Annotated in this window: 22 protein-coding genes and 2 pseudogenes; 18 read left to right on the forward strand and 6 right to left on the reverse strand. The window is 52.1% G+C overall.

The genetic code is table 11. From position 1 onward, the window contains the following. Nucleotides 1-14: 14 nt before the first annotated feature. Entirely contained in the window at nucleotides 15-998 is a 984-nt protein-coding gene (locus EOS97_RS10810) for a TRAP transporter substrate-binding protein (protein ID WP_000812816.1), read from the reverse strand. Between the two features lie 328 nt (nucleotides 999-1,326). Between EOS97_RS10810 and sodA the strand changes: the two genes are divergently transcribed. From sodA to EOS97_RS10830, 4 genes are all read left to right on the forward strand, one after another. After that, complete coding sequence (sodA, locus tag EOS97_RS10815) at nucleotides 1,327-1,947, forward strand: superoxide dismutase [Mn] (RefSeq protein WP_000122632.1); 621 nt, start codon at nucleotides 1,327-1,329, stop codon at nucleotides 1,945-1,947. 69 nt (nucleotides 1,948-2,016) lie between these two features. Beyond that, nucleotides 2,017-2,706 (forward strand): 6-hydroxyaminopurine reductase, encoded by a 690-nt coding sequence (gene yiiM / locus EOS97_RS10820; RefSeq protein WP_000559219.1) that lies wholly within the window; start codon nucleotides 2,017-2,019, stop codon nucleotides 2,704-2,706. Between the two features lie 11 nt (nucleotides 2,707-2,717). Continuing rightward, the gene (locus EOS97_RS10825) at nucleotides 2,718-3,113 is read left to right on the forward strand and encodes a nuclear transport factor 2 family protein (protein ID WP_000133442.1); all 396 of its coding nucleotides are present in this window, start codon (nucleotides 2,718-2,720) and stop codon (nucleotides 3,111-3,113) included. A 120-nt stretch (nucleotides 3,114-3,233) separates the two neighbouring features. Continuing rightward, nucleotides 3,234-3,437, forward strand: a complete 204-nt coding sequence (locus EOS97_RS10830; protein WP_000338671.1) for a hypothetical protein — start codon at nucleotides 3,234-3,236, stop codon at nucleotides 3,435-3,437. 47 nt (nucleotides 3,438-3,484) lie between these two features. Here EOS97_RS10830 and cpxA read toward each other — a convergent pair whose 3' ends face one another. Next, a complete protein-coding gene (gene cpxA / locus EOS97_RS10835; protein ID WP_000580402.1) occupies nucleotides 3,485-4,858 on the reverse strand; it encodes an envelope stress sensor histidine kinase CpxA in 1,374 nt (457 codons plus the stop codon). Then, nucleotides 4,855-5,553 (reverse strand): envelope stress response regulator transcription factor CpxR, encoded by a 699-nt coding sequence (gene cpxR, locus EOS97_RS10840; RefSeq protein ID WP_001033731.1) that lies wholly within the window; start codon nucleotides 5,551-5,553, stop codon nucleotides 4,855-4,857. The genes cpxA and cpxR overlap by 4 nt, the downstream gene beginning before the upstream one ends. A gap of 150 nt (nucleotides 5,554-5,703) precedes the next feature. Here cpxR and cpxP point away from each other — a divergent pair, with 150 nt between their 5' ends. The 11 genes and pseudogenes from cpxP to EOS97_RS10895 form a co-directional block, all read left to right on the forward strand. Further along, nucleotides 5,704-6,204 (forward strand): cell-envelope stress modulator CpxP, encoded by a 501-nt coding sequence (gene cpxP / locus EOS97_RS10845; RefSeq protein WP_001233463.1) that lies wholly within the window; start codon nucleotides 5,704-5,706, stop codon nucleotides 6,202-6,204. 147 nt (nucleotides 6,205-6,351) lie between these two features. Beyond that, complete coding sequence (gene fieF / locus EOS97_RS10850; RefSeq protein WP_001077321.1) at nucleotides 6,352-7,254, forward strand: CDF family cation-efflux transporter FieF; 903 nt, start codon at nucleotides 6,352-6,354, stop codon at nucleotides 7,252-7,254. 184 nt (nucleotides 7,255-7,438) lie between these two features. Continuing rightward, entirely contained in the window at nucleotides 7,439-8,401 is a 963-nt protein-coding gene (gene pfkA, locus EOS97_RS10855; RefSeq protein ID WP_000591793.1) for a 6-phosphofructokinase, read from the forward strand. A 203-nt stretch (nucleotides 8,402-8,604) separates the two neighbouring features. Next, the gene (locus EOS97_RS10860) at nucleotides 8,605-9,594 is read left to right on the forward strand and encodes a sulfate ABC transporter substrate-binding protein (RefSeq protein ID WP_000758714.1); all 990 of its coding nucleotides are present in this window, start codon (nucleotides 8,605-8,607) and stop codon (nucleotides 9,592-9,594) included. 100 nt (nucleotides 9,595-9,694) lie between these two features. Further along, nucleotides 9,695-10,450, forward strand: a complete 756-nt coding sequence (locus tag EOS97_RS10865; protein WP_000750762.1) for a CDP-diacylglycerol diphosphatase — start codon at nucleotides 9,695-9,697, stop codon at nucleotides 10,448-10,450. 263 nt (nucleotides 10,451-10,713) lie between these two features. Beyond that, nucleotides 10,714-12,048 (forward strand): MFS transporter, encoded by a 1,335-nt coding sequence (locus EOS97_RS10870; protein WP_000777314.1) that lies wholly within the window; start codon nucleotides 10,714-10,716, stop codon nucleotides 12,046-12,048. 10 nt (nucleotides 12,049-12,058) lie between these two features. Then, on the forward strand, nucleotides 12,059-13,018 hold the full coding sequence (locus EOS97_RS10875; protein ID WP_000646498.1) for an aminoimidazole riboside kinase: 960 nt from the start codon (nucleotides 12,059-12,061) through the stop codon (nucleotides 13,016-13,018). Between the two features lie 9 nt (nucleotides 13,019-13,027). Next, nucleotides 13,028-14,068 carry an ADP-ribosylglycohydrolase family protein gene (locus EOS97_RS10880; RefSeq protein WP_000557882.1) on the forward strand — a complete coding sequence of 347 codons (1,041 nt, stop codon included), beginning with the start codon at nucleotides 13,028-13,030 and terminating at the stop codon, nucleotides 14,066-14,068. A 62-nt stretch (nucleotides 14,069-14,130) separates the two neighbouring features. Then, nucleotides 14,131-14,853: a GntR family transcriptional regulator gene (locus tag EOS97_RS10885; RefSeq protein ID WP_023165890.1), complete on the forward strand. Its 723-nt coding sequence runs from the start codon at nucleotides 14,131-14,133 to the stop codon at nucleotides 14,851-14,853. Nucleotides 14,854-14,950: 97 nt separating this feature from the next. Beyond that, a pseudogene (locus EOS97_RS10890) lies at nucleotides 14,951-15,076 on the forward strand (hypothetical protein); the annotation flags it as partial. Between the two features lie 51 nt (nucleotides 15,077-15,127). Beyond that, a pseudogene (locus EOS97_RS10895) lies at nucleotides 15,128-15,256 on the forward strand (CDP-diacylglycerol diphosphatase); the annotation flags it as partial. A 101-nt stretch (nucleotides 15,257-15,357) separates the two neighbouring features. Here EOS97_RS10895 and EOS97_RS10900 read toward each other — a convergent pair. The 3 genes from EOS97_RS10900 to lsrR form a co-directional block, all read right to left on the reverse strand. After that, nucleotides 15,358-15,708: a cupin domain-containing protein gene (locus EOS97_RS10900; RefSeq protein WP_001173080.1), complete on the reverse strand. Its 351-nt coding sequence runs from the start codon at nucleotides 15,706-15,708 to the stop codon at nucleotides 15,358-15,360. A gap of 13 nt (nucleotides 15,709-15,721) precedes the next feature. Beyond that, the gene (gene lsrK, locus EOS97_RS10905; RefSeq protein WP_000113083.1) at nucleotides 15,722-17,314 is read right to left on the reverse strand and encodes an autoinducer-2 kinase; all 1,593 of its coding nucleotides are present in this window, start codon (nucleotides 17,312-17,314) and stop codon (nucleotides 15,722-15,724) included. Between the two features lie 87 nt (nucleotides 17,315-17,401). After that, complete coding sequence (lsrR, locus tag EOS97_RS10910; protein WP_001283049.1) at nucleotides 17,402-18,361, reverse strand: transcriptional regulator LsrR; 960 nt, start codon at nucleotides 18,359-18,361, stop codon at nucleotides 17,402-17,404. 255 nt (nucleotides 18,362-18,616) lie between these two features. Here lsrR and lsrA point away from each other — a divergent pair, with 255 nt between their 5' ends. Genes lsrA through lsrD form a run of 3 tightly spaced genes read left to right on the forward strand, consistent with a single transcriptional unit; the run spans nucleotide 18,617 to nucleotide 22,187 of the window. Next, a complete protein-coding gene (gene lsrA / locus EOS97_RS10915) occupies nucleotides 18,617-20,152 on the forward strand; it encodes an autoinducer 2 ABC transporter ATP-binding protein LsrA (RefSeq protein ID WP_001167248.1) in 1,536 nt (511 codons plus the stop codon). After that, nucleotides 20,146-21,189, forward strand: coding sequence for an autoinducer 2 ABC transporter permease LsrC (gene lsrC / locus EOS97_RS10920; protein WP_000911133.1), 1,044 nt, complete (start codon nucleotides 20,146-20,148; stop codon nucleotides 21,187-21,189). The genes lsrA and lsrC overlap by 7 nt, the downstream gene beginning before the upstream one ends. Then, nucleotides 21,186-22,187, forward strand: coding sequence for an autoinducer 2 ABC transporter permease LsrD (lsrD, locus tag EOS97_RS10925; protein ID WP_000981826.1), 1,002 nt, complete (start codon nucleotides 21,186-21,188; stop codon nucleotides 22,185-22,187). The genes lsrC and lsrD overlap by 4 nt, the downstream gene beginning before the upstream one ends. Nucleotides 22,188-22,204 lie beyond the last annotated feature (17 nt).

The following is a 22,204-nucleotide window of genomic DNA, read 5'->3' on the forward strand; positions in this document are numbered from 1 at the left end:
ATTTCCTGATTAGATTAATTTTTTGCTGTCTGGATACGTTGATACAGCCCGTAAAGCCGTGGTTTGTTTTTCAGACCGTCGTAAATAGGCTGTACTGCCTTCTGGAAGGGTTTTTTGTCGATCTCGTAGAATTCAACGTTGAAATCTTTTACCGCCGCCAGCCTGGTTTTCTCTATTTCCTTGTCCCATGCGGCTTTCTCAAATTCGATCGACGCCTTGATGGCGGCTTCGACGATGCGCTGCTGTTCCGGCGTCAGCTTTTCCAGCGTGAGAGTACTCATTAGCAGGATATCGGGAATGCGGGTGTGCATATCGTAGGTGTAATAACGGGCGACTTCGCCGTGGCGGGCGATGGTGAGAGCGAACTCATTGTTTTCCGCGCCGTCGAGAATGCCTTGTTGTAACGAGGTATAGACCTCCGCCTGGCTCATGGCGATGGGCGAAGCGCCCAGCAGTTTGAGAGTTTGGATCGCCGTCTCACTCTGCATGACGCGGATCTTCTTCCCGCGTAAATCCTCAATGCGTTTAACCGGCGCTTTGCTCATATAAAAATTACGCGCGCCGGAATCATACCAGCCTACGCCGACAAACCCCTGTGCGGCGGTGGACTGATAAACAGGCTCCATCACCTGTGGGTTATCCATTACGCGGTAGTATTCATCGACGGTGGCAAACAGGTAGGGAAGTGAGAACACGCCGTACTCAGGCGAAAAACTCTCCATCAGCCCGGACGACACTTTAGTGATGTCGACGACGCCGACCTGCGTCAACTCCACCAGTTCGCGCTCGCCGCCAAGCTGTCCGTCTGGGAAGTACTGTACTTTGATATCGCCGCCCGTTTTCTCTTCAACTTGCTGCCCCAGGAAGTGCAACGCATCTTTTACCGGCTGGCTATTTTCAGCGTAGGCCAGGCGCAAAATGGTTTCGCCGTGGGAGAAGAAAGAGAGTGTGGAGAGTAAGGCCAACGTAGCCAGACGTATAAAACCAGGTTGCTTCATAATTCCCTCGCAATTGTAATAATTTACCGGGAATGTAATTGCATGGTGAAATTATAACCTTCTTGATTTTGCCACCGCTGATAAAAATTGGCACCAAAAGAAAGATTTTGAAACCCTGTTTCACATTTCATGATTTCCAGGAATTCATCAACAGGCGGTTTCGGTTGGAGGCGTAAAAATCGGTTTTTTTCAGCGGATGCCGTAACGTTTATAACCCTGGAAAAAGTACGGCATTGATAATCATTTTCAATATCATTTAATTAACTATAATGAACCAACTGCTTACGCGGCGTTAACACTGTGCCGCTCGACAATAATGGAGATGATTATGAGTTATACACTGCCATCCCTGCCGTACGCTTATGATGCACTGGAACCGCACTTCGATAAGCAGACGATGGAGATTCACCACACCAAACACCATCAAACCTATGTCAACAACGCTAACGCGGCGCTGGAAAACCTGCCAGAGTTTGCTGACCTGCCGGTTGAAGAACTGATTACTAAACTGGACCAGGTGCCAGCGGACAAAAAAACCGTGCTGCGTAACAACGCGGGCGGCCACGCTAACCACAGCCTGTTCTGGAAAGGGCTGAAAAAAGGCACCACTCTGCAGGGCGATCTGAAAGCGGCTATCGAGCGTGACTTCGGTTCCGTTGACAACTTCAAAGCTGAATTCGAAAAAGCAGCAGCAACTCGTTTCGGCTCCGGCTGGGCGTGGCTGGTGCTGAAAGGCGACAAACTGGCTGTGGTTTCTACCGCAAACCAGGATTCCCCGCTGATGGGTGAAGCCATTTCCGGCGCTTCCGGCTTCCCGATCCTGGGTCTGGACGTGTGGGAACACGCTTACTACCTGAAATTCCAGAACCGCCGCCCGGACTACATCAAAGAGTTCTGGAACGTGGTGAACTGGGACGAAGCAGCAGCGCGTTTCGCCGCTAAAAAATAATTTGCATTGCACGTCTGTAGAAGCGAGTCTGATGACTCGCTTTTTTTGTATCCGCGTAAGGAGCAGCAGATGCATTATCCGGTTGACGTGTTTATTGGCAAAATTCGTGACTATGACGGCAGCCGCCCGAGCGCTATCGCCAAGGTGCAAATCGACGGCGAACTCATGCTGACCGAGCTGGGTCTGGCAGGCGATGAGCAGGCCGAAAAGAAAATCCACGGCGGCCCCGATCGCGCGCTATGCCATTACCCCCGCGAACACTATGCTGATTGGATTCGCCAGTTCCCCGAGCAGGCGACGCTGTTTTGCGCCCCGGCGTTTGGCGAGAATCTGTCGACGGACGGAATGACCGAACACAACGTGTTTATTGGCGACATCTACCGCTGGGGCGAGGTGTTGATCCAGGTCACTCAGCCGCGCTCTCCATGCTTTAAACTTAATTTCCACTTTGCCATCAGCGACATGGCCCTCCTTATGCAGAACAGCGGAAAAACCGGCTGGCTGTATCGGGTCATTGCGCCAGGTAAGGTCTCCAGCGATGCGCCGCTGGAACTGGCGTCGCGTCTGAGCGATGTCTCGGTTCATGAAGCGGGTGTTATCGCCTGGTCTATGCCGTTTGATGACGAACAATATCACCGGCTGTTGAGCGCCGCCGGGCTGTCGGCGAGCTGGAGCCGCACCATGCAGAAGCGTCGTTTGAGCGGCAAAATTGAAGATAGCGCCAGACGACTGTGGGGGGATAAAACTCCGCCAAAATGAAAGGAAGGATTATGACTGAAGCTGAAAATGCGGTGGCGATCGTAAAAGAATTTTTGGTGGCCTCGATGATTCCCGATGCTGAACGCGCCGCAACGTATATGCACCCGGAGGTGAAAATTACCTTCACCGGAGGCCGGGCGATGGCGGGCGCGGCAGATATCGCGCAGTTTAACGGCGCTCGCTACAAGTGGGTGAAGAAGGCGCTGGGCGAGTTTGATGCGGTGCAGCATGATGATTACGTTGTGATTTATTCCAACGGTACGTTGTATGGCGAATGGCCCGACGGTCGCCCGTTTGCCGATAACCGTTTTATCGACCGCTTCGAAGTGCGCGATGGCAAAATTACCCGGATGGACGTGTGGAATGACAGCGCCGAGTGGATTTTAGCGCCGGAAATCTCCCGATAGCGCGGTACGTAGGCCGGATAAGCGTAGCGCCGTCAGGCAGTCAGGTGTACATTGCCGGATGACGGCGTTTGCCTTATTCCGCTGGTAACCTATTAATTATTCACAAAAGATATGTAAATTATGGACGCACATATTCTCGAGGCTTGTACGGAAGAAGTTAAGCACATCTTATTCGAAGAGTATCACCTCAAATCTATCGAGGAGCTTTGGGAGCGGTCTCTGGATGAGGATTTTTTAGCTGAGTTGTATCAACAGTTTAAGTTCATAACGGAAAAGTATGGCGTGAATGGTGATGAATTGGACAGCATCCTCGATACGCTTTAAATGGTTAAGGCTCGGTAAGGGAAAGTATTACCGAGCCATGAATAACATTAGGTTCGCTTGTACAGCGGTAGCCACAGCGTAAGCCGCAACCCGCCGAGCGGGCTATCGTCAGCCTTCACCCAGCCGCGGTGCTGCTGCATGGCGCTTTCGACAATCGCCAGCCCCAGCCCGGTGCCGCCAGACTCGCGGTCGCGCGCCTCATCAGTGCGATAGAACGGACGGAAGATCTGCTCGCGGTCTTCAGGGCTGACGCCCGGCCCGTCGTCATCGACCGTGATCGTAATACCGTCTTTATCCACCGAGAAGCCGACTTCAATCTTCGTATGTGAATAGCGCAGCGCATTACGAACAATATTTTCCAGCGCGCTTTCCAGCGCGTTTGGGTTGCCATAGAGCGGCCACGGCCCCGGCGGATAATTTACCGTTAACGACTTGCCCATCTGTTCGGCTTCAAAGGCGGCGTTATCCAGCACTTCGCCCCATAGCTGATTGGCTTTCATCGTTTCGCTGACCAGCGCGTTTTTCTGTTGGTTACGCGACATCACCAGCAGGTCATTGATCATGCTGTCCAGACGCTGCGCTTCGGTTTCAATACGCTCCAGCTCTTTGCTTTCGCCGCCACGACGACGCAGCAGCGCGGTACCCAGTTGCAGGCGCGTAAGGGGCGTTCGCAGCTCATGGGAGATGTCTGACAGCAAACGCTGCTGCGAGGTCATCATCCGTTCCAGCGCCGTCACCATCTGGTTAAAACTGGCGCCAGCGGCGAGGAACTCCTGCGGACCCGCCTCCAGCTCCGGATGCTGACGCAGGTTGCCTTGCGCCACTTCATCAGCCGCGTTTTTCAACTTACGCGCCGGTTTCGCCAGACTCCATGCCAGCCATAGCAAGAGCGGCGAACTGACCAGCATCGTGACAATGAGCAACAGGAGCGGGCGGTCAAACAGCAGATTAATAAAATCGGATTGCGAACTGCTGGCCGGTCGAATCAGGTAAAGCTGGTAATTATCCTCTCCGTCGCGAACGGAGAACGGCCCCACCATCTCTACGCGGCCATATTTTTTCTTCTGCGGATGATCGGCGTTATCCGCCTGACCAATGAAGTTACGAATGATCTGCATTTCGCTGCGTTCAGCGCCGATCACGCGTCCTTCAGAGGTCACCAGTAATAACCGCTGTCCAGGCGGCGCCCACTTATCGATCGCGCGGAACAGGCGACGCCACCACATCAGGTCGTTGGGCGGATCGTTCGCAAGTTCAGCTTCTACATGTTGCTCTATCATCAATCCCTGGCGCTGCTCGCTGTCCAGCAGCTCGGTCATCTGGCGTGAATCGAGCTTGGGCAACATCAGTACCAGCATTAGCACCAGCGCCAGCGTCAACCAGAAGATGGCGAAGATGCGCGCGGTTAAACTTCCTATCATGAAGCGGAAACCATCAGATAGCCGCGACCACGCAATGTTTTAAACCACGGGTGACCGTCTTTGCGTTCCGGCAGTTTGCGGCGCAGGTTAGAAATATGCATATCAATGGCGCGATCAAACGGCGTCAGGCGCTTACCCAGCACTTCCTGGCTTAAATGTTCACGGGAAACCACCTGGCCGAGGTGTTGCGCCAGCAAATAGAGCAGGGTGAATTCCGTACCGGTCAGCTCCAGCGTTTGGCCATCGAAACTGGCTTCCTGGCGGCCCGGATTAAGGCTTAGCGCATCGACTTCCAGCGTCGGCGAGCCGTTGTCGCTGCTCTGCTGCTGCTCGCTCCAGTGGGAACGGCGCAAAATAGCCCTGATGCGCGCTACCAGCTCGCGGTCGTTAAACGGTTTGGGCAAATAGTCGTCCGCGCCCAGCTCAAGGCCGAGAACGCGATCCAGCTCGCTGCCGCGCGCGGTCAGCATAATGACAGGCGTCTGGTGTGTCTGGCGAAGCGCTTTCAACGTATCGATACCGTTTTTCTTCGGCATCATGACGTCAAGCAAAAGTAAATCGATGCTGTCATCCAAAAGCTCAAGCGCCTGCTCGCCGTCGTGGGCCACCAGGACATTAAAACCTTCCATTTCGAGGAGCTCTTTTAACAGGGAAGTCAGCTCTCGGTCATCATCAACTAACAGGATTTTATTCATTGTTTACGTACCTCCGAGGCAGAAATTACGTCATCAAGCGTCGCTAATCCATGACTTTACGTTGTTTTACACCCCCTGACGCATGTTTGCAGCCCGAATCGTAAACTGTCTCTCGTTGAATCGCGACAGAAAAGATTTTGGGAGCAAGCGATGCGCAAAGTTACCGCTGCTGTTATGGCCTCAACGCTGGCATTCAGTTTTTTAAGCCACGCAGCTGAAGTTGTTACAAGCGATAACTGGCACCCCGGTGACGGGGCCACGCAGCGTAGCGCGCAAAATCATATGTTTGACGGCATAAGTTTAACCGAACATCAGCGTCAGCAGATGCGAGATCTTATGCAACAGGCAAGGCACGAACAGCCTCCTGTTAATGTTAGCGAAATGGAGACAATGCATCGGCTTGTCACCGCAGAAAAATTTGATGAAAGCGCTGTGCGCGCTCAGGCAGAAAAAATGGCGCAAGAGCAGGTTGCCCGCCAGGTCGAAATGGCCCGCGTGCGTAACCAGATGTATCGCCTGTTAACGCCGGAGCAGCAAGCGGTTTTGAATGAAAAGCATCAGCAACGAATGGAGCAACTGCGCGACGTGGCGCAATGGCAAAAAAGTTCATCGTTGAAATTATTGAGTAGTAGCAACTCACGTTCCCAGTAACAACCCTGTTTTCCTTGCCATAGACACCATCCCTGTCTTCCCCCACATGATGTGGGGGTTTTTTTTATCTCCAGTTTGTCATTCTGTTATTAGCTTACTGTTTTAAACCATCCGTTATACTACCGGCAGAAGATAGCGGGAGTATTTATGAATCAAACCTATGGACGGCTGGTTAGCCGGGCGGCTATCGCGGCAACGGCGATGGCATCAGCGTTACTTTTGATCAAAATTTTTGCGTGGTGGTATACGGGATCGGTGAGTATTCTGGCGGCGTTGGTGGACTCGCTGGTGGATATTGCCGCGTCATTGACGAATTTGTTGGTCGTGCGTTATTCGCTGCAACCCGCAGATGATGAACATACGTTTGGTCACGGTAAAGCGGAGTCGCTGGCGGCGCTGGCGCAAAGTATGTTTATTTCCGGTTCGGCGTTGTTTCTGTTTTTGACCAGTATCCAGAATCTGATTAAGCCGACGCCAATGAACGACCCCGGCGTGGGGATTGGCGTTACCGTCATCGCTCTGATATGCACTATTATACTGGTCACGTTTCAGCGCTGGGTGGTACGCAAGACCCAAAGTCAGGCGGTACGGGCGGATATGCTTCATTATCAGTCTGATGTTATGATGAACGGAGCGATTCTTATCGCGCTGGGGTTATCCTGGTACGGTTGGCATCGTGCGGATGCCCTGTTTGCGTTAGGTATCGGCATCTATATTTTGTATAGCGCGTTGCGTATGGGGTATGAGGCGGTGCAGTCATTATTGGATCGCGCGCTGCCCGATGCGGAACGACAGGAAATTATTGATATCGTGACGTCATGGCCGGGAGTCAGCGGCGCGCACGATCTCCGCACGCGGCAGTCAGGGCCGACCCGCTTTATTCAGATTCATTTGGAAATGGAAGATAATCTGCCGCTCGTTCAGGCGCATTTTGTGGCTGACCAGGTAGAGCAGGCGATTTTGCGGCGTTTTCCGGGTTCAGATGTCATTATTCATCAGGATCCCTGTTCAGTCGTCCCCAGGGAAGGCAGGAAGTTCGAGCTTGTATAATTGATTGTTAAAAAGTGAGCCAGGCCAGCATTTTGTGTATAAATTACCGCCATTTGGCCTGACCTGAATCAATTCAGCAGGAAGGGATTGTTATACTATCTGTATATTCGTTGGATCGTTTCGAAGTGCGAAATCGGCTTCCGGCAATAGATTTCATTTTGCATTCCAAAGTTCAGAGGTAGTCATGATTAAGAAAATCGGTGTGTTGACAAGCGGCGGTGATGCGCCGGGCATGAACGCGGCAATCCGCGGTGTTGTGCGCGCAGCGTTGACGGAAGGGCTGGAAGTCATGGGCATTTATGACGGCTATCTGGGCCTGTATGAAGATCGTATGGTTCAGCTTGACCGTTACAGCGTATCTGACATGATCAACCGTGGCGGTACTTTCCTCGGTTCCGCCCGTTTTCCGGAATTCCGTGACGAAAATATTCGCGCTGTCGCGATCGAAAACCTGAAAAAACGCGGTATCGATGCGCTGGTAGTTATTGGCGGCGACGGTTCTTATATGGGTGCAAAACGTCTGACTGAAATGGGCTTCCCGTGCATCGGTCTGCCAGGCACTATCGATAACGACATCAAAGGCACCGACTACACTATCGGCTATTTCACTGCTCTCGGCACTGTAGTGGAAGCGATTGACCGTCTGCGTGACACCTCCTCTTCTCACCAGCGTATCTCTATCGTTGAGGTGATGGGCCGTTATTGCGGCGACCTGACGTTGGCGGCGGCTATTGCTGGCGGCTGTGAGTTTATCGTGGTGCCGGAAGTTGAATTTAATCGCGAAGATCTGGTGGCCGAAATCAAAGCCGGGATCGCGAAAGGGAAAAAACACGCTATCGTCGCTATCACCGAACATATGTGTGATGTTGACGAACTGGCGCACTTTATTGAAAAAGAAACGGGCCGTGAAACGCGTGCGACGGTGCTCGGCCACATTCAGCGCGGTGGTTCCCCGGTACCTTACGATCGCATTCTGGCTTCCCGTATGGGCGCGTATGCTATTGACCTGCTGCTGGAAGGCCATGGCGGTCGTTGTGTCGGTATCCAGAATGAGCAGCTTGTTCATCATGACATCATCGATGCGATTGAAAACATGAAGCGTCCGTTCAAAAGCGACTGGATGGAGTGCGCGAAAAAACTGTACTGATTGTTTTTGCGCGCCTGATGGCGCTACGCTTATCAGGCCTACAGGTTGCAGAAACGTGTAGGCCGGATTAGGCGCTAGCCGCCATCCGGCAATCCCTCAGATTTATTCCTCGAAGTTATAGCCAATCTTTTTTTATTCTTTAATGTTTGGATCGCTTTCTGGCACGCTTTGCTCATCACAACACAACATAAGCGAGTCGGGCGATGAAAAAGTGGGGCGTGGGGTTCACATTATTGCTGGCGTCAACCAGCATTCTGGCAAAGGATATTCAGTTACTTAACGTATCATACGATCCAACGCGTGAGCTGTACGAGCAGTACAACAAAGCGTTTAGCGCGCACTGGAAGCAGGAAACCGGCGACAACGTCGTGATCCGCCAATCGCACGGCGGTTCGGGTAAACAGGCGACTTCCGTTATTAACGGCATTGAAGCCGATGTCGTGACGCTGGCGCTGGCTTACGATGTGGACGCTATTGCTGAACGTGGTCGTATCGATAAAAACTGGATCAAGCGTCTGCCGGATAACTCAGCACCTTACACCTCCACCATCGTTTTCCTGGTCCGCAAAGGTAATCCAAAACAAATTCATGACTGGAACGATCTGATTAAACCGGGCGTGTCCGTTATTACGCCAAACCCGAAAAGCTCCGGCGGCGCCCGCTGGAACTATCTGGCGGCATGGGGCTACGCCCTGCACCACAACAATAACGATCAGGCCAAAGCGCAGGACTTTGTCAAAGCCCTGTTTAAAAACGTTGAAGTGCTGGACTCCGGCGCGCGCGGCTCAACCAATACTTTCGTTGAACGCGGTATCGGTGATGTGCTGATTGCCTGGGAAAACGAAGCGCTACTGGCGACGAATGAACTGGGTAAAGATAAATTCGAGATAGTGACCCCGAGTGAATCTATTCTCGCAGAGCCGACCGTGTCCGTGGTGGATAAAGTCGTTGAGAAGAAAGGGACGAATGCGGTGGCGGAAGCGTATCTGAAGTATCTCTACTCGCCGGAAGGGCAGGAGATAGCAGCGAAAAACTTCTACCGTCCGCGCGATGCTGACGTGGCGAAAAAATACGACGATGCGTTTCCGAAGCTGAAGCTGTTCACCATTGACGAGGTGTTTGGCGGCTGGGCGAAGGCGCAAAAAGATCACTTCGCTAATGGTGGTACGTTCGACCAAATTAGCAAACGCTAAACCGTTTATAAACCCGGTAACGTATTATGTTACCGGGTTTTTTCTTTGCCACAATTTTGCGTTACTCTTCCCCGTCTATGGGTCACAGGGAACGCATATCATGAAAAAAACAGGCTACTTTTTACTGGCGGTGATAGTGATTGTCGCCGCGGCGGGCGTCGGTTACTGGAAATTTTCCGGCAACCCTGATGCATTACGGGAAATCGTGCTTGAACAGTGCCTGCCCGATCAGTTACAGCATCAAAACCCAGCGCCTTGCGCGGAAGTCAAACCTCGCGCCGGCTATGTCGTCTTTAAAGATCGTCACGGTCCGTTGCAATATTTATTGATGCCCACCTACCGTATCAACGGTACAGAAAGCCCGCTATTGCTGGAACCCGCTACGCCCAACTTTTTCTGGCTGGCCTGGCAGGCTCGCGGCTATATGAGTAAAAAATACGGGCATGATATTCCGGATAGCGCGGTCTCGCTGGCGATTAATTCGCGGCTTGGTCGTTCACAGGACCATTTGCATATCCATATTTCTTGCATCCGTCCTGACGTTCGGGAACAACTGGATAACGATCTCACGCGCATCAGCACTCGCTGGCTTCCGCTGCCGGGTGGCCTGATGGGGCATGAATACCTGGCGCGCCGGGTAACCGAGAGCGAACTGGCGCAGCGTAGTCCGTTTATGATGCTGGCGGAAGAGGTGCCGGAAGCGCGCGATCATATGGGACGCTATGCGCTGGCGGTGGTACGCCAAAGCGACGACTCTTTTGTTCTGCTGGCGACCGAGCGTAACCTGCTGACGCTTAATCGCGCATCGGCGGAAGAGATTCAGGACCATAGTTGCGCCATTTTGTCTTCCCGCTGATTTTCGTTACACCCCCCTGCTCATTATCTTATTGATTCTTATCCCGGTTTAAAACTGGGGTAAGATCGTGTCTATAAAAATATGTGAAACCGATCAAAAGATATAAAGGTATACCTTTATATCTTTTGATGGTTAGTTACACTCTCTTCATAGCCTCCATAGATTGTCTGGTGGATGGCTTATATAAAAACGTTTTTATTTCATGTAGTGACATCATTAATTGTTCACCAGATTTGCGCTGTTAAGCGTAAAGGAATATCAACATGAAACTTTCTATCGTGGAAAAAATCGGCTTCGGCGCGGGAGATATGGCGATAAACGTTGTGATTATCGCCATGCAGCTGCTCCTCGCCTATTTCTATACCGATATCTACGGCCTGAGCGCCGCTGATGTTGGCGTACTGTTTGTGGTTGTGCGGATGATTGATGCCATTATCGATCCGGCCATGGGGGTTCTTACCGATAAACTGAATACGCGCTGGGGGCGTTATCGCCCGTGGCTGCTGTGGTTTGCTATTCCTTTTGGCTTCGCCGTTTATTTGATGTTTATTACGCCTGATATGGCTTATATGGCCAAGCTGGCGTGGGCCTATGGCACCTATATTCTTATGACCCTGGTCTATACCGCGATCACCATTCCCTATATTTCGATGATTGGCGTGATTACCAGCGACCCCGTCGAACGGTTAAGTGCCAACGGCTATCGTTTTGTGATGACTAAGATTGCCGCTTTCCTGGTGACTATCGTCGTACCGATGCTTGCCGTCTGGCTGGGGCAGGGTAATAAGGCTTTGGGCTATCAGTTTTCGATGGGCTTAATGGGGGCAATGGGTGCGCTGCTGTTTATCTTCTGTTTTCTCACCACGCGTGAACGCAGCGAGCCGGAGATTACCTCGCTATCGGTGGGGAAACAGTTTAAATATCTGTTACGTAACGATCAGTGGATTATTCTCGGCGTTGTTATTCTGCTGCTGATGTGCGGTTATGTTATTCGCGGTTCCGTTGCCGCTTATTACGCCAAGTATTATCTGAACGGCGGAGATAGCCTGATTTCACCCTTCCTGACTACCGGCGTCGTTGCCTCTATTTTAGCGATGATTGCCACCACCTGGATAACCAAGTTCTGGGACAAAATTAAGATGTTCCGCTACACCCAGATTATTACCTTTATCCTGAGCGCGCTGATGTATTTCTCCGTCGGGCGTGAAAATCTTATCCTGGCGTTTGCGTTCTATTTTCTTATTAATTTCTTCTGCGATATGCAAATGCCGGTGTTCTGGTCCTCTATCGCCGAAGCGGTGGATTACGGAGAAAAGAAAACCGGTCTGCGCGTTTCCGGGTTGGCGTTTGGCGGCATCCTCTTCTTCCAGAAGTTTGGGATGGGGATCGCGGGCGGGATACTCGGATTCCTGCTGAGCCACTTTGGCTATCAGGCCGATGTTGAACAGAGCGCGCGTTCGCTCACCGGTATTGCGCTGATGATGACGCTCATTCCGGCACTGTTCCATCTTGCGGTTGGGCTGCTGATGAAAAAGTATCTGATTAATAACGAATATTATCGTGATATTCAGCTTGCCCTGGCGCAGAAGCAGGCATAAGGAGGCGCAAATGAAGGCCATGAATAAGGTTTGGGTTATCGGCGATGCCTCCGTTGATCTGGTGCCGGAAAAACAGAACAGCTATCTGAAATGCCCCGGCGGAGCGTCGGCGAACGTGGGGGTATGCGTTGCCAGGCTGGGCGGAGAGTGCGGTTTTATCGGTTGTCTTGGTGATGATGACGCCGGCCGTTTTCTGCGCCAGGTTTTTCAGGATAACGGCGTGGATGTCACGTTTCTAAGGCTGGATGCAGCCCTGACCAGCGCGGTGCTGATCGTCAACCTGACGGCTGATGGGGAGCGTAGTTTTACCTATCTGGTGCATCCTGGTGCCGATACCTACGTTTCGCCGCAGGACCTGCCGCCGTTCAGGCAGCACGAATGGTTTTACTTCAGCTCAATTGGCCTCACCGACAGGCCCGCTCGCGAGGCGTGCCTTGAGGGGGCGAGAAGAATGCGTGAAGCGGGTGGTTACGTACTGTTTGACGTCAATCTGCGCAGCAAAATGTGGGGGAATACTGATGAAATCCCTGAACTGATCGCCCGGTCCGCCGCGCTGGCTTCTATCTGCAAAGTCTCGGCAGATGAGCTGTGCCAGCTCAGCGGGGCCAGTCACTGGCAGGATGCGCGTTATTACCTGCGCGATCTTGGCTGTGACACCACGATCATTTCGCTGGGGGCCGATGGCGCGCTGTTGATTACCGCCGAGGGGGAGTTCCATTTTCCCGCACCGCGCGTCGATGTTGTTGATACCACGGGAGCCGGTGATGCTTTTGTCGGCGGCCTGCTGTTCACCCTTTCCCGCGCAAATTGCTGGAACCATGCCCTGCTGGCGGAGGCCATCAGCAATGCCAACGCCTGCGGCGCCATGGCGGTAACGGCAAAGGGCGCAATGACCGCTTTACCGTTTCCTGACCAACTCAACACTTTTCTTTCCAGCCATTCGCTGGCACAAGCCATGACCGTGAAATAAGGAGTCATCATGCACGTTGATCAAAACAAAATACTGGGATGCCTGGTGGGCGCCGCCGCCGCGGACGCGATGGGAGCCGCGACGGAAGTACGCACCCAGCAGCAAATAAAAGACTATTTTGGCGGCTGGGTGACGACCTTTCAAAAACCGCCAGCGGACACGTTTGGCCGCTGCAACGAAGCGGGGATGTGCACGGATGATTTTATTCAGGCTAAGTACATCATGGATGCGCTGCTGCGCCATCAACGCCAGGTCAGCGACGAGGCGATGCGCGAGGCTTTTCAGCAGTGGCTGGATTACCCGTACTACGCCAACTTTACCGGCCCGACGACGCGTGCGGCAATGAAGGCAATATTCAATGATAACCGCGCATCTTTACAGGGTGAGCTGGAAGGCGAAAAACAATCGGTACAGATCATTAATAAGGGTAACGCGGAGGCAACGAACGGCGCCGCCATGAAGATTTGGCCAGCGGCGGTGCTGCATCCGGGTGATATTGACGCGGCGATTGACTGCGCGCTGCAGATTTGCCGCTTTACCCATAATAACGTGCTGGCGATGTCCGGCGCAGCGGCGATGGCGGCGGCAACCAGCGAGGCGTTAAGAGCGCAGACCAACGCAGACAGCATTATTGCCGCCGGTATTTACGGTGCGCAAAGGGGCTATCTGCTGGCGCAGGAGCAAGGGGCGATGATGGTCGCCGGGCCTTCCGTTGCCCGACGCATTGAACTGGCCGTGGATATCGGTAAACGTCATCGCCATTGGGAAACGGCGGTGGTGGAACTTGCTGATATTATTGGCTCCGGGCTGCACGTGAGTGAAGCGGTGCCGGCGGCCTTTGGCCTGTTCGCGTGTTGTCCGAATTCTGCCGTAGATGCTATTATCTCCGGCGTTAATATCGGCAATGATACTGATACTGTCGCCACCATGGTCGGGGCGATTTCCGGCGCATTCCATGGCGTGGAGGCTTTTCCCGCCGATTATTTAACGACTTTGGATCGTATGAATCATTTCGATTTGGCAGAACTGGCCAGGCAAATCGCAGGGTAGCGAATTCACCCTGCCGGGGACGGTAAAACGTCCCCTGCTGGCGAAGACGTGAGGTGCGCAGCTTGCAGGTTGATAAAACGAGCTTTACTCCGCTTTATAAGCAACTATTTTTTATCATCTGTCAGCAGATCCAAAATGGATCCCTGCCTTTAGGCAGCCAGCTGCCGACGCAAAAAGAGATCGCCAGAGCCTACAACGTCTCGCTGATTGTGGTTAAACAGGCCTGGAGCGAATTAATCAATGCGGGCATTATTTCGTCGCAGCGCGGGAGTGGTTCGGTGGTGTGCTCGGTGCCGGAAGGCGTGAGCTACGGGCACACGTTTCGCGGTATTACCCGCGATCTCCAGGACGCCAGCGTGGCGATTGAGAACCGTATTCTGGAAATCGTGCCGCGCCGCGCGCGCGACGCTCAGGCAGACGGCTTGAGCCTGCCCGCACAGCATCACTATCTCTATATTTCGCGTATTCGTTGCCTGAATAACCGTCCATTTAACCATGAGAAAATTTATCTCGATCTTAGCTTCTTTCCCGATCTGCAACTCACACCGCAGGCGCTGGAGCATACGTCGCTTTATTCGTTATTAAACGTCACAAGCGACTCGGCGATAGAAAAAGTTGAGGCGATTTTACCTTCCGCCGACCTGTGCGAAAAATTGCAAATCGCCGCCAATAAACCGCTGCTATCCGTCGCCAGACAGACGTTTCAGGCCGGGAAGGACAGCCCTTTTGAGTATTGTCGCTATTACGTGCTGTCTGAATACTTTGGTGAAATTCATTATCACTGATCTGTCCGCTTAATCCTGCGATAACCTCACTATATCTGGCGTTTACCTGCCTGACTGTCCGTCGTATTCTTGCTGAAAAAATCGTCAGGAGACAGGTATGTCGCTCTGGTTGTCCCATCCTCTGTTCCTCCCTTTCATCATCGTTGGCGTTACTATCCTTCTGTGGGCGACTTCGCCACTGCCGGAGTTTATGACCGCACTGCTATTTTTTGCTGCTGTGGTGGCGATGGGACCAGGGAAAGTTCCTGCGCGGGCGGGGATGCTGTGATGTATCGCGCTGGCGGTGATACGCCAAAGCGATGGCTCTTTTGTCCTGCTGGCGACCGAGCGTAATTTACTGATCTTCAATCGCGCTTCTGCCGAGGAAATTCAGGATCATCAGTGTGATATCTTGAACCAACAGGTCATCAAATGGCAGCTTGATATTGCATTAACGAATGCCGTTTGGAGGCCGGACAAGGCTCTCGTGGCGCTATCCGGCAAAATCTGGCGATGGCGCGGGCGTTACCAGGCCGGTGGATCTGCGGGGTGGCTGTCATTTTCCAGATGCGGCGATTTAATAAACACGCCTTTCCAGGGTTTATCGCCGTTATTAATGAGATAATGCGCCTCCCCAGGTTCGCACTGTAAAACATCTCCAGTTTGCAGGATATGAGGTGTTCCTTCCAGATACAGGCACACTTCACCGCTTAGGGTATAAAAAATCTCACAAGCGGTATTATGGCGATGGTTAGGGAATGACTGCCCTGGTTGTAGTATGACGACGCCCATATCGCAGCCCGGCCCACGGATTAAGTATTTAGGGCCATTATCGCCAAAGCGGTATTCATGATTCTTCTCATTCGTTTTTTGCATGCTTATTCTCCTGTTACAGGCCTGGCGCTTTCCAGAGGGATGTCGTTAAGCCACCATCGACCAGCGCGCGTTGATCCTGATAAACGGCCTGCCATTTTTCTCTGGCCTGCTGATAGACAGCAAAATTTTCAGGATTAGGTTTATGCTCCCGATCCCAGCGCACTAGCTTTTCTCCCGTTTCCGCCAGCGATGGCCAGACACCCACGCCAACGCCTGCGGCAATAGCGCACCCTAGCGCGGTAGCTTCTTTGACGACAGGTACGTGAACGGTGAGTCCCGTAACGTCGGCAAGTATTTGGCTCCATAATTTGCCTTTAGATCCTCCGCCGGCAAAAACCAGCGAGTCGGCCTGTACGCCGGAAAACGCGGCAATTTGCTGTAAATTGCAGGCGGAAACAATGGCGGCATTCTCTTCCAGCGCGCGAAATAGGGTCGCTTTATTACACTTTTCAGGATCGATAGACAGATTGATAAACGACGGCGCGGCATGGTACCAGCGTTTAAAACGCATAACGTCAGAGAAGATGGGCATCACACCGTGCGCGCCGGGAGGAACCCGGCTGGCCATATCTTCCAGCAGGGAATACGCATCAATACCTAACCTTTCAGCGATTAGTTTTTCCTCGGCGCAAAAGGCGTCGCGGAACCAACGCATCGTTAACCCAGTAAAAAAGCTAATAGACTCGGTTTGTACCATACCGGGGATCACATGAGGATTGATGCGAACGTTCATGTTTGGGTCGGTGACCGGCGCGGGAAGATTGACGACCTGTTGCCAGAAGGTTCCGCCCAGCACGGCCGTTTGCGCCGGGCGTACGACGCCCAGCCCCAGACAGCCTAACTGCACATCGCCGCCGCCAACGATGACCGGCGTACCCGCTTGCAGGTCGCACTGTTCAGCCGCTTTCTGTGAAATGTGACCGAGCAGCGTCCCGGTTTCTTTTACCGGCGAGAGAATGTCAGAACGCAGGCCCGCCATCTGTAACAGGCTACGTTTCCAGTTGCGGGTCACTAGATCCAATAACCCCGTCGTGCCTGCGTTGGAGGGATCGACCGCCAGTTCGCCGCTGAGCATAAAGGCCATCCAGTCGCTGATCATAGTGACGGTTGACGCGCGATGATAAATATCCGGACGATGGTGGGCAAGCCAGAGCAGACGCGGAATAGCGCTGAGCGCCAGCGTTTGCCCGGAGCAACGATAAACTTCCTCCTCAAAGGTGTTATCGTGCAGCTCTTTTAATTCACTGACTTCGTGCGCCGCGCGGGCGTCAACATTAGCGCAGGCCCAAATGGGTTCGCCGTTACTGTCATAAATAACAATGCCTTCACGCATCGAACAGGCCGATACGGCAGCGATAGCCGTTGCAGGGATGGCGGCTTTCTGTAGTGCCTGACGGATACACTGGCAAGCCAGTTGCCAGTTTTTGGCAAGATCAAACTCCATCGAACCAGGCACATCCGGCACGGCCAGATGCTGCCATTCCGCTTGACCGACAGCTATTTGCTTTCCTTGTAGATCAAAAATTACTGCTCTGACGCTACCGGTACCGGCGTCAAGAGCCATCAGGTAATGTCCTGATTCAGTATGGGTACAGAGTCGAGCCATTTTTTTATCCTCGGCTATTTTTACATCGTTACATAAAATCCTGTCAGTTATTGTTTATTGAATTGAGGTAAGTGTTATTTTATTTTTTTATTTTTCAATAAGTTGAATTATTTTTCCTGCGGTTTTCTGATCGGTAACCAGCGCATTGATATAGTTACCGCGCATAGCGGCAATAATAGCTTCTGCTTTTTGTTCGCCGCCGGCGACGCCAATCACGGTTGGGATCGTGGAAAGTGAATTTAACTTCAGGCCAATTAATTCGTTATGGATTTTGATGTCTGGAATAATTTCGCCATGAGCATCAAAAAAATAGCCCAGAATATCGCCTACTGCGCCTTTGCGGCCAATCATGAGTTGTTCACCCTGAGTGATATAACCGGATTTTAAGATACTGGCTTGATCTTTCTGGTTAATTGCCCCAATCCCCACGATGGCGGCATCGGCAGCTTGCGCTGTGAGCATCACATCCCGCACGCTATTTTCATTGCGCAGCGTGCAGGCAATTTCCTGCGATGATGCGCGCAGCGGCGCGGGCATAATACTTACGCTACAAGCGGCATCAAGCTGGCCTATTCCGGTCATATACGGCCCCACGCCGCCGGATAACGTGACCAGTCGGATTTGTTGCGCCGAGATAAATCCGCTGAGGCGTTTTAATGTGGTCATCGTGGCTTCGCCAAAGCCGACGGCCAGCAGTTGCTGTGGCCGCAGTGACTCCATCAACATATGGGCGGCGCCGATTCCTAAGCGCAGACCAATATCGGCATCGGGTAATGCCGGCAGCACGCGGATATTCTGCAATGCGAAGTGGTTGCGCAAGGCATTTTCATACTCAAGACACCCTTCGAAGCGGGAGTTGATTTGTACGCGAATAATACCGGACTGATGCCCTTTCTCCAGCAGACGAGAAACCTTCAGCCGGGTTAGCCCCAGACGCTCGCTGATTTCACTCTGCGTCAATCCATCGTGATAGTAGAACCAGGCAATACGCGCCACCTGCTCTTCTTCGCACATTCCATAATCAGATACCAACGTATTATCGCTCATTGTCATAACCTGGCTTTACTTTGAACATTTCTAAATCATTAACACAATTGTTCAGTTATCACTCCGAAATAACCGTGATTAACGCCACAAAAACGCGTCAAATCTGAACATTTATCATATAAAAATTCATTTATTCAGAAAACGTGATCTGGATGAGAGTTTTTTGACCAAATAACTACTACCGTTTTGAACAATTTCTTTTTCAAAAAACATTTGTTCAGTCCCGTCAGTCAACATTGAGGGAGCGGAGGCAACATGCAAATCAGTCACAATACTGCATCCCCTCTGATTTGTGTGCAGAACATTTATAAAAGTTATTCCGGCGTCGAAGTACTAAAGGGAATTGACTTTACTCTGCATGCGGGAGAGGTGCACGCATTGCTTGGCGGCAATGGTGCGGGTAAATCAACATTAATGAAGATTATTGCCGGTATAGTCCCGCCAGATGGAGGGACTATCGATATTGCTGGTGTGCGTTGCAGTCATTTAACGCCTCTGAAGGCGCACCAGTATGGCATTTACCTGGTTCCCCAGGAGCCTCTGTTATTTCCGAGTTTATCTGTGCGGGAAAATATCTTGTTTGGCTTGCAGGGACGTCAGGCCTCCACGGAAAAAATGCAGCAGCTATTAAAGGCGATGGGATGCCAACTCGATCCGGCGAGCGCTGCGGGTACGCTTGATGTTGCAGACCGCCAGATCGTTGAAATTATGCGCGGCTTGATGCGCGACTCGCGAATCTTAATTCTTGATGAGCCCACGGCGTCGTTAACGCCAGCCGAAACTGACCGGTTATTTACGCGTCTGCAAGAGTTGCTGAAAAAAGGGGTCGGAATTGTATTTATTTCTCATAAGCTGCCAGAAATTAGACAGTTAGCTCACTGCGTTAGCGTGATGCGTGACGGTAAAATCGCATTATTCGGAAAAACGCATGACCTTTCTACCGACGAGATTATTCAAGCTATCACCCCGGCAACGCAGGGCGTCAGTCTTTCCGCGAATCAAAAGTTGTGGCTGGAATTGCCTGGCAGCCGCCCGCAGAACGAACGCGGCGCGACGGTATTAGCGCTGGAGTCGCTGACGGGCGAAGGTTTTATGAATATCAACCTTGAGGTGCGGGCAGGTGAAATACTTGGTCTGGCCGGGTTGGTCGGCGCGGGACGCACAGAACTGGCTGAAACGCTGTACGGTATTAGACCGGTCAATGCGGGGCGGATGCTGTTCAATGGTGAAGAAATTAACGCCCTGACAACCCAACAGCGGTTGCAGCTCGGCCTGGTCTATTTGCCGGAAGATCGGCAGTCATCCGGGCTGTATCTTGACGCTTCCCTGGCATGGAATGTCTGTTCGCTGACCCACAACCAAAAAGGATTTTGGATAAAGCCCCAGCGGGATAACGCCACTCTTGAACGTTACCACCGCGCGTTAAATATCAAACTCAATAATGCCGAACAGGCGGCGCGTACTTTATCCGGCGGTAACCAGCAAAAAGTATTGATTGCTAAATGCCTGGAAGCCTCTCCGCAATTACTGATTGTCGATGAACCGACCCGCGGTGTCGATGTCTCCGCCCGCAGCGATATTTATCAGCTGTTGCGCAGTATCGCGCAACAAAATGTCGCAGTGCTGTTTATTTCCTCCGATCTGGAAGAGATAGAGCAGATGGCCGATCGCGTATATGTCATGCACCAGGGGGAACTGGGGGGGCCTGCGTTATGCGGCGAGGAAATTAACGTTGATACCATCATGCACGTTGCGTTTGGCGAACATGGTGCGTCGGAGGCAACATGTTGAAATTCATCCAAAATAATCGGGAAGCGACGGCACTGCTGGCAATAGTCTGTTTATTCGTGTTTCCTGGCGCGCTGGATAGCCAGTATTTGAGCGTGCAAACGCTGACAATGGTTTTCAGTAGCGCGCAAATTTTGATGCTGTTGGCAATTGGCGCGACGATGGTAATGCTCACCCGCAATATTGATGTATCGGTGGGCTCGACGACAGGAATGTGCGCGGTATTGCTGGGAGTGATGTTAAACGCCGGCTATAGCCTGCCGGTCGCCTGCCTGGCCACACTAATATTAGGAATTGTCGCCGGATTTTTTAATGGCGTACTGGTTGCCTGGTTGAAGATACCCGCCATTGTCGCCACGCTGGGAACGCTGGGCTTGTATCGTGGGATCATGCTGCTATGGACAGGGGGAAAATGGATTGAAGGATTACCCGCAGGCTTAAAGCAACTCTCTGCTCCGGTGTTTCTGGGAATTTCCGCAATCGGCTGGTTTACCCTGGTGTTAGCGCTGCTTATGGCCTGGCTCCTGGCGAAAACCGCCTTTGGCCGCAATTTTTACGCCACCGGCGATAACCTGCAGGGCGCCCGGCAATTGGGTGTCCGTACCGAGATGGTACGCATCATGGCATTTTCACTTAATGGCGGTATGGCGGCATTGGCTGGAATCGTGTTTGCCTCGCAGATTGGCTTCATTCCCAATCAAACCGGCACGGGGCTGGAAATGAAAGCCATCGCGGCCTGCGTATTGGGGGGAATTAGCCTGTTAGGCGGGTCAGGCACGGTCATCGGCGCTATTCTCGGCGCTTATTTTCTTACGCAAATCGATAGTGTGTTAGTGCTGCTGCGCATCCCCGCCTGGTGGAACGATTTTATTGCTGGCCTGGTATTGTTGGGCGTACTGGTATTCGATGGGCGGCTGCGTTGCGCATTACAACGCAATCTGCGCCGCCAGAAATATGCCCGTTTTATATCACCACCCACTCCACTACAGGCGGAAGCAAAAACGCACGCACAACAGAATAAAAACAAAGAGGTGGCATGATGAATCCATGGCGACGCTATAGCTGGGAAATTGCGCTGGCAGCCTTATTGATCTTTGAAATTCTGGCTTTCGGTCTGATTAATCCACGTTTATTAGATATTAATGTCTTACTTTTTAGCACTAGCGATTTTATTTGTATCGGTATTGTCGCTTTGCCGCTAACAATGGTTATTGTCAGCGGTGGTATGGATATTTCATTTGGTTCTACAATCGGGCTATGCGCGATTACCCTGGGTGTGCTGTTTCAGCTCGGTATGCCGCTACCTTTAGCGATTATTATTACCCTACTACTCGGCGCAATATGTGGGCTGATAAATGCCGGACTTATTATTTATACCGGCGTAAACCCGTTGGTGATTACCCTGGGAACCATGTATTTATTTGGTGGTAGCGCATTATTGTTATCTGGTATGGCTGGCGCCACAGGTTATGAAGGTATTGGTGGATTTCCCACAGCGTTCACTGACTTTGCCAATATTTCATTTCTTGGTATTCCTATGCCGCTTATTTTTTTTCTTGTGTGCTGTTTGTTTTTCTGGCTGCTCATGCATCGCACGCATATGGGACGCAACGTTTTCCTGATTGGCCAGAGCGCCCGTGTCGCGCAGTACAGCGCGATCCCGGTGAATCGCACGTTGTATACCGTGTATGCCATGACCGGATGCGCCTCCGCTATCGCCGCCGTATTACTGGTTTCTTACTTTGGCTCCGCACGTTCGGATCTGGGCGCCTCTTTCCTGATGCCGGCCATTACGGCGGTTGTGCTGGGAGGTGCCAATATTTATGGCGGCTCCGGGTCGATTATGGGGTCCGCGTTGGCGGCGCTGCTGGTGGGATTTTTACAGCAGGGGCTACAGATGGCCGGAGTGCCGAATCAAATTTCCAGCGCATTGTCCGGTGCGCTTCTCATTGTTGTTGTCGTTGGTCGTTCCGTCAGTTTGCATCGTCACCAAATCCTTGAATGGTACTCACGCCGTCGCAATGCGCATCAGGCATGATTTCCTTTTGAAATTTA

The sequence above is a fragment of the Salmonella sp. SSDFZ54 genome, from assembly GCF_004010735.1.
Lineage (GTDB): Bacteria > Pseudomonadota > Gammaproteobacteria > Enterobacterales > Enterobacteriaceae > Salmonella > Salmonella enterica.

What these genes read in the sequence shown, in the direction of transcription:
- EOS97_RS10810 (WP_000812816.1), bottom strand. Translation starts at nt 998, where the DNA reads ATGAAGCAACCTGGTTTTATACGTCTGGCTACGTTGGCCTTACTCTCC.
- sodA (WP_000122632.1), top strand. Translation starts at nt 1,327, where the DNA reads ATGAGTTATACACTGCCATCCCTGCCGTACGCTTATGATGCACTGGAA.
- yiiM (WP_000559219.1), top strand. Translation starts at nt 2,017, where the DNA reads ATGCATTATCCGGTTGACGTGTTTATTGGCAAAATTCGTGACTATGAC.
- EOS97_RS10825 (WP_000133442.1), top strand. Translation starts at nt 2,718, where the DNA reads ATGACTGAAGCTGAAAATGCGGTGGCGATCGTAAAAGAATTTTTGGTG.
- EOS97_RS10830 (WP_000338671.1), top strand. Translation starts at nt 3,234, where the DNA reads ATGGACGCACATATTCTCGAGGCTTGTACGGAAGAAGTTAAGCACATC.
- cpxA (WP_000580402.1), bottom strand. Translation starts at nt 4,858, where the DNA reads ATGATAGGAAGTTTAACCGCGCGCATCTTCGCCATCTTCTGGTTGACG.
- cpxR (WP_001033731.1), bottom strand. Translation starts at nt 5,553, where the DNA reads ATGAATAAAATCCTGTTAGTTGATGATGACCGAGAGCTGACTTCCCTG.
- cpxP (WP_001233463.1), top strand. Translation starts at nt 5,704, where the DNA reads ATGCGCAAAGTTACCGCTGCTGTTATGGCCTCAACGCTGGCATTCAGT.
- fieF (WP_001077321.1), top strand. Translation starts at nt 6,352, where the DNA reads ATGAATCAAACCTATGGACGGCTGGTTAGCCGGGCGGCTATCGCGGCA.
- pfkA (WP_000591793.1), top strand. Translation starts at nt 7,439, where the DNA reads ATGATTAAGAAAATCGGTGTGTTGACAAGCGGCGGTGATGCGCCGGGC.
- EOS97_RS10860 (WP_000758714.1), top strand. Translation starts at nt 8,605, where the DNA reads ATGAAAAAGTGGGGCGTGGGGTTCACATTATTGCTGGCGTCAACCAGC.
- EOS97_RS10865 (WP_000750762.1), top strand. Translation starts at nt 9,695, where the DNA reads ATGAAAAAAACAGGCTACTTTTTACTGGCGGTGATAGTGATTGTCGCC.
- EOS97_RS10870 (WP_000777314.1), top strand. Translation starts at nt 10,714, where the DNA reads ATGAAACTTTCTATCGTGGAAAAAATCGGCTTCGGCGCGGGAGATATG.
- EOS97_RS10875 (WP_000646498.1), top strand. Translation starts at nt 12,059, where the DNA reads ATGAAGGCCATGAATAAGGTTTGGGTTATCGGCGATGCCTCCGTTGAT.
- EOS97_RS10880 (WP_000557882.1), top strand. Translation starts at nt 13,028, where the DNA reads ATGCACGTTGATCAAAACAAAATACTGGGATGCCTGGTGGGCGCCGCC.
- EOS97_RS10900 (WP_001173080.1), bottom strand. Translation starts at nt 15,708, where the DNA reads ATGCAAAAAACGAATGAGAAGAATCATGAATACCGCTTTGGCGATAAT.
- lsrK (WP_000113083.1), bottom strand. Translation starts at nt 17,314, where the DNA reads ATGGCTCGACTCTGTACCCATACTGAATCAGGACATTACCTGATGGCT.
- lsrR (WP_001283049.1), bottom strand. Translation starts at nt 18,361, where the DNA reads ATGAGCGATAATACGTTGGTATCTGATTATGGAATGTGCGAAGAAGAG.
- lsrA (WP_001167248.1), top strand. Translation starts at nt 18,617, where the DNA reads ATGCAAATCAGTCACAATACTGCATCCCCTCTGATTTGTGTGCAGAAC.
- lsrC (WP_000911133.1), top strand. Translation starts at nt 20,146, where the DNA reads ATGTTGAAATTCATCCAAAATAATCGGGAAGCGACGGCACTGCTGGCA.
- lsrD (WP_000981826.1), top strand. Translation starts at nt 21,186, where the DNA reads ATGATGAATCCATGGCGACGCTATAGCTGGGAAATTGCGCTGGCAGCC.